This window comes from Pseudonocardia sp. TRM90224 (genome assembly GCF_021245725.1).
Taxonomy (GTDB): domain Bacteria; phylum Actinomycetota; class Actinomycetes; order Mycobacteriales; family Pseudonocardiaceae; genus Pseudonocardia.
This window is the reverse complement of record NZ_JAJGSX010000023.1, coordinates 98608-111627: the sequence shown is the minus strand read 5'-3', so window position 1 is coordinate 111627 and position 13020 is coordinate 98608. Positions and strand designations below refer to the sequence as shown.

Sequence of the window (13020 nt, the reverse complement as noted above, 5' to 3'; positions counted from 1 at the left end):
CGTGGCCGGGCTGTCCGGCCCGGCGCAGGCCCACACGGTAGGTTGAACCGCAGCAGCATCGCCCGCACGGGCGGTGCAGAAACCTAGGCACATTCCCCAGGAGGAGACCCCGAGGTGACGACGAACGACGGGCCTGGCGTTCCCCCGGAGCGCGCGCCGGAGACCACCTCGGTCTTCCGAGCCGATTTCCTCTCCGAGGCGGAGCAGCCAGCCCAGGACCAGCCGGTATCCGGCGTCGAGGCCCTGCCTGAGGGCGCCGCACTGCTGGTGGTCAAGCGCGGGCCCAACGCAGGCTCGCGGTTCCTGCTCGACCGCTCGACGACCAGCGCCGGGCGGCATCCCGACAGCGACATCTTCCTCGACGACGTCACCGTCTCGCGCCGCCACGCGGAGTTCCGCAGCGACGCCGGCGAGTTCATCGTCGTCGACGTCGGCAGCCTCAACGGCACCTACGTCAACCGCGAGCCGGTGGACACCGCCGTGCTGGTGAACGGCGACGAGGTGCAGATAGGCAAGTTCCGGCTCGTCTTCATCACCGGTCCGAGGGGCTAGTGCGGCGGCCGCGAACGTCATCCGGGTCGCTCGCGCGCCCAGACGACGCCTCGCGGCGTTGCCGCCCTTGCAAAGACGCCCGGTCTGAGCTGCGGGCGGCGCCTTGCGACGCGCCGCCTGGATCACGCGATCAACCCGGCAACGTCCGCGGCCACCGCACTAGTAGCAACACGGGAAGGAATGGCCTTGCCGCCCGTCCGGAGTCGGGCGCAGGCCTCCCGTCCCGTGTAGCGTCGAGCCCAGCAGGACCGTCAGGAGGAGGAGGGCGCATGAGCGAGATGCGCGTCGTGGGCGTACGGGTCGAACTGCCCGCGAACCAGCCGATCCTCCTGTTGCGGGAGACCAGTGGCGACCGCTATCTGCCGATCTGGATCGGCTCGGTGGAGGCCACCGCGATCGCCCTGGAGCAGCAGGGGGTGAAACCGGCCCGGCCCCTGACGCACGACCTCCTCAAGGACGTGATCGCAGGACTGGGCCGTCGCCTGGAGCAGGTGCGCATCACCGATCTCCAGGAGGGCACCTTCTACGCCGAGCTGATCTTCGACGGCGGTGTGAAGGTGTCGGCGCGCCCGAGCGACTCGGTCGCGCTGGCATTGCGGATCGGGGTGCCCATCCATGCCGAGGAGAGCGTGCTCGCCGAGGCCGGGCTGATCATTCCCGACGAGCAGGAGGACGAGGTCGAGAAGTTCCGCGAGTTCCTCGACTCGATCTCCCCGGAGGATTTCCGGGGCGCCCAACCCTGAGCGGCACCGCCGCCGACACGCCGCGGGAGACCGCCCGGTAGCCCGGACGGTTACGACACGCCACTGAGCGGGTGACCATCGGCGGCGCGCCGCGTTGACCCGCAGGGCCTCCCCGCTTACCGTCAGCTCACACGGTTGTTGCCGGCCACCATGGGGTGGCCGGCACGGCGTGGTGAACATCTGAGGGCCGACGCCGTTCGGGCGGGCCCCGGCGGGAAGGAGTTCGGTGGAAGACCCGCCGTCCGGCACGCCAGAGCAAGGTGAGCTCTTCCCGGACCCCCTCCTCGGCGCCGGCCTCGACGGAATGCCCGACCAGCTGGTCGGCTTCCGCGGCCCCACCGCCTGCCAGGTTGTCGGCATCACCTACCGCCAGCTCGACTACTGGGCCCGCACCGGGCTCGTCGTGCCCTCGATCCGGGGAGCGGCCGGGTCGGGCTCGCAGCGCCTGTACTCCTTCAAGGACGTGCTGGTCCTCAAGGTCGTCAAGCGGCTGCTCGACGCGGGGGTGTCGCTGCAGAACATCCGCGTCGCGGTCGAGCACCTCCGCCGTCGCGGCATCCGCGACCTCGCCGGCATCACGCTGTTCAGCGACGGCACCACCGTCTACGAGTGCGCGTCGCCGGAGGAGGTCGTCGACCTGCTGCGCGGCGGCCAGGGTGTCTTCGGCATCGCGGTCAGCGGCGCCATGCGCGAGATCAGCGGCTCGATCAAGGACTTCCCGGTGGAGCGCGCCGACGGCGGCTCCGTCGACGACGCACCGGAGGACGAGCTCTCGCGTCGCAGGGCACGCCGCGCCATCAGCTGACCGCTCAGGTGGTGGGTGTGTCGACCTTGTAGGGGTCGAACTCGGCCAGGAGCTTGTCGAGCCGGGCCTGGTCGACCCTGCTCAGCACGCTGGACGACTCCTGGCGATCGCGGACGATCTTGGCGAGCGTGAACGTCGAGGTGACCAGGTAGAGCACGGCGACGGCCATGAAGCCGCGGATCCACGGGTCGGCGGGGATGTTCCACAGCGCGATCGCCACCGCGAGCATCGCGACGCCGAACGAGATCATCGTCTGGAGCTCGAACGCGAACGTCGACGTCGGCTGGGGCGCCTTGGTGGTCATACCGCGATCGTCGTGGGATGCGACGCGGGTCACATCCGTAGGACTACGTGATCACGCCGGCCGACCCGAGTGGACCCAGAAGTGGACCACCGACTACGGCGATCACTGGTCCATTTCGGCGGTCCAGTTGCCGGTAGCGTCGCCGGTATGACAAGCACACAGGCCTCCCGCTCGACGTTGACGATGCTGCTGGATCACGTGACACCGGTCGTGCCCGACGGATCGGAGGCGATGACCGTGGAGGTCGACCTGCCACCCGGTGATCCGGGCGCGGCGCCGCACCGCCACTCCGGGCCCGTCTTCGGCTACGTCGTGGAGGGCGCGATCGTGTTCGAGCTGGAAGGCGAGCCGGAGCGGATCATCCGCGCGGGGGAGGCGTTCTGGGAGCCGGGCGGCGACGTGATCCACTACCAGGCCGCCAACCAGCTCGCCGACGCGCGCAGCCGGTTCATCGCGGTCATGCTCGGCCGGCCCGGCGAGCCGATGCTGACCTTCGTCGACGCCGCCGAGCTGGAGGAGCGTCGGCACCTGCGGGCCGCCCGGTGAGGCTCGTCCTGGCAGGCGCGTCCGGCGTGGTCGGGCGGCGGCTGCTGCCGTTGCTGACCGCCGCTGGGTGCTCGGTGGTCGCGTTGACCCGCTCGCGGTCCACCGCCGACGTCCTGCGCGGGCCGGGTGTGACACCGGCGGTCGTCGACGTCACGGACCGGGACGCGCTGGTGGACGTGGTGCGCGAGGCCGCGCCGGACGTCGTGCTGCACCAGCTGACCGACCTGGGCGATGCGGACCTCGCGGCCAACGCGCAGCTGCGCAGGGTCGGCACCCGCAACCTGGTCGACGCTGCCCTCGCCGCCGGCGCGAAGCGGATGGTCGCGCAGAGCATCAGCTGGGCGGGTGTGGCCGGTGATGGGCCGGCGCGGGAGGGCGACCCGCTCGACGTCGACGCCGCCGAGCCGCGCCGTACGTCCGTGCGGGGGGTCGCGGCGCTGGAAGCGGCCGTGGGGGAGATGCCGGAGGCGGTTGTGCTGCGCTACGGCCTCTTCTACGGCCCCGGCACGTGGTACGCGCCGGACGGGTCGCGAGCTGATGCGGCCCGCGCGGGCCGGCTGGTCGCCGACGCCGCCGTGAGCAGCTTCGTGCACGTCGACGACGCTGCGGCGGCCGCGCTCGCGGCGCTGGAATGGCCGGCGGGCGTCGTGAACATCTGCGACGACGAGCCCGCGGCCGGCAGCGACTGGGTCCCCGCGTTCTGCGCCGCCGTCGGCGCGCCGGAGCCGCCACGCGACGACTCCCCGCGGCCCGGAACGGCCCGCGGCGCCGACAACACCCGCGCCCGCACGGCGCTCGGCTGGACGCCGCGCTACCCGAGCTGGCGCGGCCACCTCGGCACGAGCTGACCCGAACTTCCCCACCGTTTTGTCCACCTGCGCGCCCCACGGGCGCGCAGGTACGCAAAACGGTGGGGAAGTCGGGGTGCGAGTAGGCTTGCCGGGTAGTCGCCGACCCCACGCGGGAGAGTCCCGGTCCACTGGAGACCGGGCGCCGAAGGAGCAATTCCTCCCCGGAATCTCTCAGGCACCCCGGACCGCGCGGGCGAGACGCCTCTGGAAAGCGACGGGATGCTGCGGCGGTTCGGCAGCGGCCCGTCCGCCGACGGGGAAAGCCCGGGTCCTCCGGGTGAATCTCTCAGGCGCCCTGGTCAGGGCAGCGACAGAGGGGGAGGGCGCTGAAGCACGCGTCCGCCCGAGCCGAGGAGCACCTCACATGACCGACCGCCGCCCGTCGTTGCAGGAGCTGGAGCGGGGCATCCCGTTCGTCGAGCGGCACATCGGGCCGCGGCGCGCCGAGCTGGAGACGATGCTGGCGACGATCGGTGCCGGCTCGCTGGAGGAGCTCGCGGCCACCGCCGTGCCCGACAGCATCCAGGACGTCGGGGAGGTGCCCTCGACGCTCCCGCCCGCAGGCACCGAGACCGAGGTGCTCGCCGAGCTGCGCGCGCTGGCCGGGCGCAACACCGTGACCGTCCCGATGATCGGGCTGGGCTACTCCGGGACGATCACGCCGCCGGTGATCCGCCGCAACGTCATCGAGAACCCCGCCTGGTACACCGCGTACACGCCGTACCAGCCGGAGATCAGCCAGGGCCGGCTGGAGGCGCTGCTGACGTTCCAGACCACCGTCGCAGACCTCACGGGGCTGCCGGTGGCCGGCGCGTCGCTGCTGGACGAGGCGACCGCGGCGGCCGAGGCGATGACGCTGCTGCGCAGGGCGGGCCGGGCGAGGTCGGCGCGGTTCGTCGTCGACGCCGACACGTTGCCCCAGACGCTGGACGTGCTCGCCACGCGGGCCGCGCCGCTGGGGATCGAGCTGGTGGTGGCCGACCTGGCGGCCGGACTGCCCGAGGGTGAGTTCTTCGGCCTGCTGCTCTCCTACCCCGGGGCGTCCGGTGAGGTGCGCGACCCGTCGGCGCTGATCGCGCAGGCGCACGAGCGCGGCGCGCTGGTGGCGGTCGCGGCCGACCTGCTGGCGCTGACGCTGCTGACGCCGCCCGGTGAGCTCGGCGCCGACGCCGCGGTCGGCACGACGCAGCGGTTCGGCGTGCCGCTGGGCTTCGGCGGCCCGCACGCCGGCTACCTCTCCGTGCACCAGAAGCACGCTCGCCAGCTGCCGGGGCGCCTGGTCGGGCTGTCGGTCGACGCCGACGGCAACCCGGCGCTGCGGCTCGCGCTGCAGACCCGCGAGCAGCACATCCGCCGGGAGAAGGCGACCAGCAACATCTGCACGGCGCAGGTGCTGCTGGCGGTCGTCGCCGCCTGCTACGCCGTCTACCACGGGCCCGACGGGCTGCGCCGGATCGCCGAGCGCGCGCACCGGATGGCCGCGGTGCTGGCCGCGGGGCTGCGGGCCGGCGGCGTCGAGGTCGTGCACGGCTCGTTCTTCGACACCCTGACGGTGCGGGTCGCCGGTCGGGCCGAGCAGGTCGCAGACGCCGCGCACGCGGCGGGTATCGCGCTGCGCCGGGTCGACGCCGACACGCTCGGCATCGCGTGCTCGGAGCTGACGACGGTGGAGCACCTGCGTGCGGTCTGGGGCGCGTTCGGCGTGGCGGCCGATGCCGCCGAGCTGGACGGCGGGACGGCCGACGCGCTGCCGTCGGACCTGCTGCGGACCAGCGAGTTCCTGACCCACCCCGTCTTCCACGAGCACCGCTCGGAGACGTCGCTGATGCGCTGGCTGCGGCGGCTCGCCGATGCCGATCTCGCGCTGGACCGCACGATGATCCCGCTGGGTTCGTGCACGATGAAGCTGAACGCGGCCGCGGAGATGGAGGCGATCACCTGGCCGGCGTTCGCCGACCTGCACCCGTTCGCGCCGGAGGCCGACGCCGCCGGGACGCTGGAGCTGATCCACGACCTGGAGCGCTGGCTCGCGGAGCTGACCGGCTACGCGGCGGTGTCGCTGCAGCCGAACGCGGGCAGCCAGGGCGAGTTCGCCGGCCTGCTGGCGATCGCGGCGTACCACCGCAGCCGTGGTGAGGCGCACCGCGACGTCTGCCTGATCCCGGCGAGCGCGCACGGCACGAACGCGGCCTCGGCGGTGATGGCGGGACTGCGGGTGGTCGTCGTGGCGACCGGGCCGACGGGCGACGTCGACCTCGACGACCTGCGGGCGAAGATCGAGCAGCACCGCGAGGCGCTGGCCGCGCTGATGATCACCTACCCGTCGACGCACGGCGTCTACGAGGCGCAGGTGCGTGCGGTGTGCGATGCGGTGCACGAGGCCGGCGGGCAGGTGTACGTCGACGGCGCGAACCTGAACGCGCTGGTCGGGCTGGCGCGCCCCGGCGCGTTCGGCGGTGACGTGAGCCACCTGAACCTGCACAAGACGTTCTGCATCCCGCACGGCGGCGGCGGCCCCGGGGTCGGCCCGGTTGCGGTGGCCGAGCACCTGGCGCCGTTCCTGCCTGGACGCGGTGAGGTCGGGTCGGTGTCGGCGGCGCCGCACGGGAGCCCCGGCGTGCTGCCGATCTCGTGGGCGTACGTCCGGCTGATGGGGGTCGAGGGGCTGCGCCGGGCGACCCTGACCGCGGTGGCGGCGGCGAACTACGTGGCGAAGCGGCTGGGGGAGCACTACCCGGTGCTGTACGCGGGTGCGGGCGGGTTCGTCGCCCACGAGTGCATCCTCGATCTGCGCGGGATCACGAAGGAGTCGGGCGTGACCGTCGACGACGTCGCGAAGCGGCTCGCCGACTACGGCCTGCACGCCCCGACGATGTCGTTCCCGGTGGCCGGCACGCTCATGGTCGAGCCGACGGAGAGCGAGGATCTCGCCGAGATCAACCGGTTCGTCGACGCGATGATCGGGATCAAGAGCGAGATCGACCGGGTCGCGGCGGGGGAGTGGCCGGTCACGGACAATCCGTTGCGCGGGGCGCCGCACACGGCGGCGAGCGTCGTCGAGAAGTGGGACCACCCGTACCCGCGCGAGCTGGCGGCGTACCCGGCCGGCGGGGTGGTGGGTGTGCACGACCGGAAGGTGTGGCCGCCGGTGCGGCGCGTGGACGGGGCGCAGGGCGACCGCAACCTGGTCTGCAGCTGCCCTCCGGTGGAGGCGTACGCGCACTGACGTGGCCGTCGACAACGACCTTTTGGTTGATGTGAGCGCTAACAAACAGCCAGAACGTCGTTGTCGACGGCCACCGCCGGCCTGCGACCGATCGTTCGGTCGGCCGCTAGCATGTGCGGATGACCGAGGACCCCGCCCCCGTCCCCGCCGACACCCCTGACACCACCACGGCTGACGCAGCCACGTCTGACGCTGCGAAGGCCGAGGCTCCAGCCGCGGAGCCCGCTGCGAAGCCGGCCGAGCCTGCTGATCCTGCCGTGCTCGTCACCCGCGACGAGACCGACGAGGCCGTCGCCGTGCTCACCCTCAACCGGCCCGCCCGCTACAACGCGCTGACGAAGGAGCTGAAGGAAGCCCTGCTGGAGGCCGTCGGCAAGGTCGCGGCTGCCGACGACGTCCGGGCGCTCGTGATCACCGGCGCCGGCAAGGCGTTCTGCGTCGGCCAGGACCTCGGCGAGCACGCGGCCGCGCTGGAGGCCGACCCGGCCACCGCGTTCGACACCGTGACCGAGCACTACAACCCGATCGTCCTGGAGCTGGCGGACCTGCCGTTCCCGGTGGTCGCGGCGATCAACGGGGCGTGCGTCGGGGCCGGTCTCGGGTTCGCGCTGGCGTGTGACCTGCGCATCGCCGCGGAGGGGCAGAAGTTCTCGACGGCGTTCACCGGCATCGGGCTGACCGCCGATTCGGGGCTCTCGGCGAGCCTCGCGCACGCCGTCGGGGTCGCGCGGGCGACCGAGCTGCTCCTGCTGAACGAGCAGTTCACCGCCGAGGATGCCGTCGCGTGGGGGCTGCTGCACAAGGCCGTCGCGCCCGACGACGTCCTGTCGACGTCGCTGGAGCTGGCCCGCCGCCTGGCGGCCGGCCCGACCAAGGCGTACGTGGAGATCAAGCGGGCGGTGCGTCGCGGGGCGGTCTCCGCGCTGCCCGACGTCCTCGCCGCCGAGGGCGCCGCGCAGGCGCGACTCGCCGCGACCGCCGACCACCAGGCGGCGGTGAAGGACTTCCTGGCCAAGCGAACACCGACCTTCCAGGGCCGATGACCGCGGAAGCGGTGTCTCCCGGAGCCGGCCGGCGGGTTCGCCGGCCGGCTCACGGGCCCGGCTCGCTGCTTGAGATCGCGGTCGGCGAGTTCATCGACCGCGGCTACGACGCGACCAGCATGGAGGACCTCTCCCGCGCCGCCGGCATCACGAAGTCGTCGTTCTACCACCACTTCGCCGGCAAGGAGGCGCTGCTGCGTGCCGCCCTGGAACGGGCGATCTCGCAGCTGTTCGAGCTGCTCGACGAGCCGGGCGCCACGTCGGGCTCGCCGGTGGAACGGCTGCGCCACATCGTCGCGGGCCAGGTCGCCGTGCTGCAGCGCGACCTGCCCTACGTGACGCTCCTGCTGCGGGTGCGCGGCAACACCGAGACCGAGCGGTGGGCGCTGGAGCGCCGCCGCGCCTTCGACGCGCAGATCACGGCGCTCGTCGAGGAGGCCGTCGCGGCGGGCGAGATCCGCGAGGGTGTGGAGCCTGCGCTTGCCGCCCGGCTGCTCTCCGGGCTCGTCAACTCCGTCGTCGAGTGGTACCGGCCGGGTCGCGCGGGCACCCGCGAGCTGCCCGCCGACGTCGCCCGCGCCGTGTTCGAGGGCATCCTCCCGGCCGCTCGCTGACCGACCCGCGGCTTGCGTTGTGGGGTCACGTGCGGCACCATGAACCGAACGAACATTCGGTAGGAGGAGCGGTGGACGGTCTCGAGACCCAGTTCGACGAAACGATCGCCGCCGACCAGCGCATCGAGCCGCGCGACTGGATGCCGGAGGCCTACCGCAAGACGCTGATCAGGCAGATCGCCCAGCACGCGCACTCGGAGATCATCGGGATGCAGCCGGAGGGCAACTGGATCCTGCGCGCCCCGAGCCTGCGTCGGAAGGCGATCCTGCTGGCCAAGGTGCAGGACGAGGCCGGCCACGGCATGTACCTCTACGCGGCCGCCGAGACGCTCGGCGTCGACCGCGAGGAGCTCACCGAGAAGCTGATCGAGAGCAAGCAGAAGTACTCCTCGATCTTCAACTACCCGACCTTGACCTACGCCGACATCGGTGTGATCGGCTGGCTCGTCGACGGCGCCGCGATCTGCAACCAGGTGCCGCTCTGCCGCTGCTCGTACGGCCCCTACGCGCGGGCGATGATCCGCATCTGCAAGGAGGAGTCGTTCCACCAGCGGCAGGGCTACGAGCTGCTGCTGGCCATGGTCAACGGCACCGACGCGCAGCGCGAGATGGTGCAGGAGTCCACCAACCGCTGGTGGTGGCCGTCGCTGATGATGTTCGGCCCGCCCGATGCCGACTCGCCCAACACCCAGCAGTCCATGGCGTGGGGTATCAAACGCCACACCAACGACGAGCTGCGCCAGCGGTTCGTCGACATGACGGTGCCGCAGGCCGCCGCGCTCGGGATCACGCTGCCCGACCCGGGGCTGGTCTGGAACGAGGAGCGCAGCGCGCACGACTACACCGAGCCCGACTGGACCGAGTTCAAGGCCGTGATCGCAGGCTCCGGGCCGTGCAACGCCCAGCGCATCGCGCACCGCCGCCGCGCGCACGAGAGCGGCTCGTGGGTGCGCGAGGCCGCGGTGGCGTACGCGGAGAAGCAGGCAGCTAAGCAGGAGGCGGCGGCATGACGAAGAAGAACTGGCCGCTCTACGAGGTGTTCGTGCGCGGCAAGCGCGGCCTGAACCACGTGCACGTCGGGTCGCTGCACGCGGCCGACGACGAGATGGCGCTGCACAACGCGCGCGACGTCTACACGCGCCGCAACGAGGGTGTGAGCATCTGGGTGGTGCGCGCCGACCACATCACGGCGTCGAGCCCGGGGGAGAAGGACCCGTTCTTCGCGCCAGCGGGGGACAAGGTCTACCGGCACCCGACCTTCTACGCGATCCCCGAGGATGTGCCGCACCTGTGAGCGGTGACGAGAACGTTTACGACTCGCTGACCGAGGAGCACGGCGCCGACACGCAGTGGGCCTACGGTCATGGCGCCTTCGGCAGCGGCATCGAGGACGTCGAGGCCGAGATCGCCTCGCCGGTACCCGACGGCGTCGACCCATCCGATCTCGCGCAGTACTGCCTGATGCTCGGCGACGACGCGCTGATCTGCAGCCACCGGCTCTCGGAGTGGGTGAGCAACGCCCCCGAGCTGGAGGAGGAGGTCGCGCTCGCCAACACCGCGCTCGACCTGCTCGGGCAGGGCCGCGTGCTGCTGGCCAGGGCCGCCCACCTCGGCGCGGCCGCCGACGAGGACGTGCTGGCCTACCAGCGCGGCGAGGCGGAGTTCCGCAACGTCGCGCTCGCCGAGCTGGGCGACGACCTCGACTTCGGACGGGCGATCGCGCGGCTGCTGCTCTTCTCGACGTGGCGGCTGGCCCTGCTGAGCCGGTTGACCGGCTCGCGGGACCCCGTCGTCGCCGCCGTCGCCGGCAAGGGCGTGAAGGAGCTGACCTACCACCGCGACTACGCGGCCCGCTGGACGTTGCGGCTCGGCGACGGTACCGCGCAGTCGCACGACCGGATCCAGGCCGCGCTCGACGCCGTCTGGCCCTACGTCGACGAGCTGTTCCGCACCTCCGACGTCGAGCGGCGGCTGGTCGGGGCCGGCGTCGCCGTCGACCCGGCCGAGACGCGCGCGGAGTTCGACGAGGTCCTCGACCAGGTGCTGGCCGCGGCGACGCTCACCCGCCCGCAGCGCCCCGGGATCGGCACGATCGGCGGGCGCGGCGGCCGGCAGGGCCTGCACACCGAGAAGCTCGGGCACGTGCTCGCGGAGATGCAGAGCCTGGCTCGCCAGCACCCGGGGGCGACGTGGTGACCGCGTCCCGGACCGCGCAGGAAGCAGCGGCTGCGGTCGTCGACCCCGAGATGCCGATGCTGACCCTCGACGACCTGGGCGTGCTGCGCTCGGTCGAGGAGGACGGCGACACCGTCACGGTGACGATCACCCCCACCTACTCGGGCTGCCCCGCGATCGAGGCCATGCGTGACGACCTGCGGGCGAGCCTGGCCGGCGCCGGGTACCGGAAGGTGACGGTGCGGACGGTGCTCTCGCCGGCGTGGAGCACCGACTGGATCACCGCGGCGGGCCGGCGCAAGCTCGCCGAGCACGGCATCGCCCCACCCGATCGGCTCGGCCACCGCCCGTCGGGGCCGGTGCCGTTGACGCTGACCGCGTCGTCGGCGGTCGTGCGCTGCCCGCGCTGCGGCTCGCCGGCCACCGACGAGCTCTCCCGCTTCGGCCCGACCGCGTGCACGGCGCTGCGGCGCTGCACGTCGTGCCGCGAGCCGTTCGAGCACATGAAGGAGATCTGACGTGACCCTCGCAGCGGCGCCGTCGCGCACCGGCTTCCGGACGCTGCGGGTGGCCGACGTCGAGCGGCTCTGCGACGACGCCGTTGCCGTCACGTTCGAGGTGCCCGACGAGCTGCGCGCGGAGTACGCGTTCCGGCCGGGGCAGTACCTGACGCTGCGCACCGTCGTCGACGGGGTCGAGGAGCGGCGCTCGTACTCGATCTGCGCCCCGGCCGGGGCCGCGCCGCGGGTCGGGGTGCGCAGGGTTGCGACAGGGCTGTTCTCGGAGTGGCTGGTCGACCGGCTGGAGGCGGGCGACGAGATCGAGGTTGCGCCGCCGTCCGGGTCGTTCACCCCCGATCTGGAGCCGGGCCTGCACCACGGGCTCATCGCGGCCGGCAGCGGGATCACGCCCGTGCTCTCCATCGCGTCGAGCGTGCTCGCTGCGCACGCCGACACCCAGGTCACGCTGATCTACGGCAACCGGCGCACCGACACGGTGATGTTCACCGAGGAGCTCGCCGACCTCAAGAACGCCTACGGGCCGCGGCTGCAGCTGATCCACGTGCTGTCGCGCGAGCCGATGGCCGCCGAGATCTTCTCCGGCCGGCTCGACGCCGAGCGGCTGCGCCTGCTGCTGACCGCGCTGGTCGACGTCGAGGGCATCGACCACTGGTGGCTGTGCGGCCCGCTCGGCATGACCAGCGCCGCGCAGGACGTCCTGCGCGAGGCAGGCGTGCCGAAGCAGCGCGTGCACCGCGAGCTGTTCTACGTCGACGAGCCGCCGCCGGAGCTGGTGCGCGCGGAGGCGGTGGTCGACGGCGAGACCAGCGACGTCACGATCATCCTCGACGGGCGCGCCACCACCCTCACGCTGCCGAGAGCCGAGAGCGTGCTCGACGCGGCGCAGGCCGTGCGCGCCGACCTGCCGTTCGCGTGCAAGGGCGGGGTGTGCGGGACGTGCCGGGCGAAGGTCACCGACGGCGAGGTCGCCATGCGCCGCAACTTCGCGCTGGAGGACGACGAGCTGGCGGCCGGCTTCGTCCTCACCTGCCAGTCGCGCCCGACCACCGCGGCCGTGACGGTCGACTACGACTCCTAGCACCGGCGGCCGCTGCGCGCGGTGCGGCCTGACGCTCGCGGAGCCGCACGGTCGCTTCGTCGGGACCGCCGCGCGCGATCGCCGGGTGGGGAGGGCAGGAAAGCCACTTTCCGGCCCTCACAGGGCAGGAAAGTGGCTTTCCTGCCCTTACGTGAGGGGACGCGCGCGTCGCACGGCGCACCCCGGTCAGGAAGGACCGACGTACAGCCAGCGCCGCCCCTCGCGGCGGAAGCGGCTGTTCTCGCGCATGACGCCGCCCTCGTGGTGGGCGCGGAACTCGACCGTGCCCTCGGTGTCGAGCAGCCCGCCGCCGGTGTGCCCGAGCACGTCGAGCCGGGTCCAGCGGACGTCGTCGGCGAGGTCGAGCCGCCGGGGCCGGGTCGCCGGATCCCAGGTCAGTCGAAGGTAGGCGGCGTCGCCGAGCGTGAACGCGCTGAACCGCGAGCGCATGAGCAGCTCGGCCGTCGGCGCCGGCTCGCCGGCGTGGAACCGTCCGCAGCACGCCGCGTACAGGGCGGGCAGGCCACAGGGACACACACGATCGAGCACGCGCGCAGTGTCC

General features: G+C 72.6%; 15 protein-coding genes and 1 riboswitch. Of the genes, 13 read left to right on the top strand and 2 right to left on the bottom strand.

Annotated features, from left to right (window positions below):
* Positions 1–114: 114 nt before the first annotated feature.
* From garA to LL648_RS27765, 3 genes are all read left to right on the top strand, one after another.
* Positions 115–552 (top strand): glycogen accumulation regulator GarA, encoded by a 438-nt coding sequence (gene garA / locus LL648_RS27775; protein ID WP_232665694.1) that lies wholly within the window; start codon positions 115–117, stop codon positions 550–552.
* A 269-nt stretch (positions 553–821) separates the two neighbouring features.
* Entirely contained in the window at positions 822–1295 is a 474-nt protein-coding gene (locus LL648_RS27770; RefSeq protein WP_232665693.1) for a bifunctional nuclease family protein, read from the top strand.
* Positions 1296–1521: 226 nt separating this feature from the next.
* On the top strand, positions 1522–2100 hold the full coding sequence (locus tag LL648_RS27765; protein ID WP_232665692.1) for a MerR family transcriptional regulator: 579 nt from the start codon (positions 1522–1524) through the stop codon (positions 2098–2100).
* 4 nt (positions 2101–2104) lie between these two features.
* On the opposite strand, the gene LL648_RS27760 is transcribed toward LL648_RS27765, so the two are convergent.
* A complete protein-coding gene (locus tag LL648_RS27760) occupies positions 2105–2404 on the bottom strand; it encodes a YiaA/YiaB family inner membrane protein (protein WP_232665691.1) in 300 nt (99 codons plus the stop codon).
* Between the two features lie 147 nt (positions 2405–2551).
* Here LL648_RS27760 and LL648_RS27755 point away from each other — a divergent pair, with 147 nt between their 5' ends.
* From LL648_RS27755 to paaE, 10 genes are all read left to right on the top strand, one after another.
* Entirely contained in the window at positions 2552–2950 is a 399-nt protein-coding gene (locus LL648_RS27755; RefSeq protein ID WP_232665690.1) for a cupin domain-containing protein, read from the top strand.
* On the top strand, positions 2947–3798 hold the full coding sequence (locus LL648_RS27750; RefSeq protein ID WP_232665689.1) for an NAD-dependent epimerase/dehydratase family protein: 852 nt from the start codon (positions 2947–2949) through the stop codon (positions 3796–3798). The genes LL648_RS27755 and LL648_RS27750 overlap by 4 nt, the downstream gene beginning before the upstream one ends.
* 103 nt (positions 3799–3901) lie before the next feature.
* A riboswitch (glycine riboswitch) is annotated at positions 3902–3999 on the top strand.
* A 166-nt stretch (positions 4000–4165) separates the two neighbouring features.
* Positions 4166–7027: an aminomethyl-transferring glycine dehydrogenase gene (gene gcvP / locus LL648_RS27745; protein WP_232665688.1), complete on the top strand. Its 2862-nt coding sequence runs from the start codon at positions 4166–4168 to the stop codon at positions 7025–7027.
* Between the two features lie 119 nt (positions 7028–7146).
* Positions 7147–8070: an enoyl-CoA hydratase/isomerase family protein gene (locus LL648_RS27740; protein ID WP_232665687.1), complete on the top strand. Its 924-nt coding sequence runs from the start codon at positions 7147–7149 to the stop codon at positions 8068–8070.
* Positions 8067–8684 carry a TetR/AcrR family transcriptional regulator gene (locus tag LL648_RS27735; protein ID WP_232665686.1) on the top strand — a complete coding sequence of 206 codons (618 nt, stop codon included), beginning with the start codon at positions 8067–8069 and terminating at the stop codon, positions 8682–8684. The genes LL648_RS27740 and LL648_RS27735 overlap by 4 nt, the downstream gene beginning before the upstream one ends.
* A 71-nt stretch (positions 8685–8755) precedes the next feature.
* On the top strand, positions 8756–9694 hold the full coding sequence (gene paaA, locus LL648_RS27730) for a 1,2-phenylacetyl-CoA epoxidase subunit PaaA (RefSeq protein WP_232665685.1): 939 nt from the start codon (positions 8756–8758) through the stop codon (positions 9692–9694).
* The gene (gene paaB / locus LL648_RS27725; RefSeq protein ID WP_232665684.1) at positions 9691–9978 is read left to right on the top strand and encodes a 1,2-phenylacetyl-CoA epoxidase subunit PaaB; all 288 of its coding nucleotides are present in this window, start codon (positions 9691–9693) and stop codon (positions 9976–9978) included. Before paaA ends, paaB begins: the two co-directional genes overlap by 4 nt.
* Positions 9975–10880 carry a 1,2-phenylacetyl-CoA epoxidase subunit PaaC gene (paaC, locus tag LL648_RS27720; RefSeq protein ID WP_232665683.1) on the top strand — a complete coding sequence of 302 codons (906 nt, stop codon included), beginning with the start codon at positions 9975–9977 and terminating at the stop codon, positions 10878–10880. The genes paaB and paaC overlap by 4 nt, the downstream gene beginning before the upstream one ends.
* Complete coding sequence (paaD, locus tag LL648_RS27715) at positions 10874–11377, top strand: 1,2-phenylacetyl-CoA epoxidase subunit PaaD (RefSeq protein WP_232665682.1); 504 nt, start codon at positions 10874–10876, stop codon at positions 11375–11377. The genes paaC and paaD overlap by 7 nt, the downstream gene beginning before the upstream one ends.
* A gap of 1 nt (position 11378) precedes the next feature.
* Entirely contained in the window at positions 11379–12458 is a 1080-nt protein-coding gene (gene paaE, locus LL648_RS27710; RefSeq protein WP_232665681.1) for a 1,2-phenylacetyl-CoA epoxidase subunit PaaE, read from the top strand.
* Between the two features lie 186 nt (positions 12459–12644).
* Here the strand turns inward: paaE and LL648_RS27705 are convergent, their stop codons facing one another.
* A complete protein-coding gene (locus tag LL648_RS27705) occupies positions 12645–13007 on the bottom strand; it encodes a YchJ family protein (protein ID WP_232665680.1) in 363 nt (120 codons plus the stop codon).
* Positions 13008–13020 lie beyond the last annotated feature (13 nt).

Excerpts from the sequence above, each read along its gene's own strand:
- paaB (WP_232665684.1), top strand. The coding sequence starts at position 9,691 with ATGACGAAGAAGAACTGGCCGCTCTACGAGGTGTTCGTGCGCGGCAAG.
- LL648_RS27735 (WP_232665686.1), top strand. The coding sequence starts at position 8,067 with ATGACCGCGGAAGCGGTGTCTCCCGGAGCCGGCCGGCGGGTTCGCCGG.
- LL648_RS27760 (WP_232665691.1), bottom strand. The coding sequence starts at position 2,404 with ATGACCACCAAGGCGCCCCAGCCGACGTCGACGTTCGCGTTCGAGCTC.
- gcvP (WP_232665688.1), top strand. The coding sequence starts at position 4,166 with ATGACCGACCGCCGCCCGTCGTTGCAGGAGCTGGAGCGGGGCATCCCG.
- LL648_RS27770 (WP_232665693.1), top strand. The coding sequence starts at position 822 with ATGAGCGAGATGCGCGTCGTGGGCGTACGGGTCGAACTGCCCGCGAAC.
- LL648_RS27740 (WP_232665687.1), top strand. The coding sequence starts at position 7,147 with ATGACCGAGGACCCCGCCCCCGTCCCCGCCGACACCCCTGACACCACC.
- LL648_RS27755 (WP_232665690.1), top strand. The coding sequence starts at position 2,552 with ATGACAAGCACACAGGCCTCCCGCTCGACGTTGACGATGCTGCTGGAT.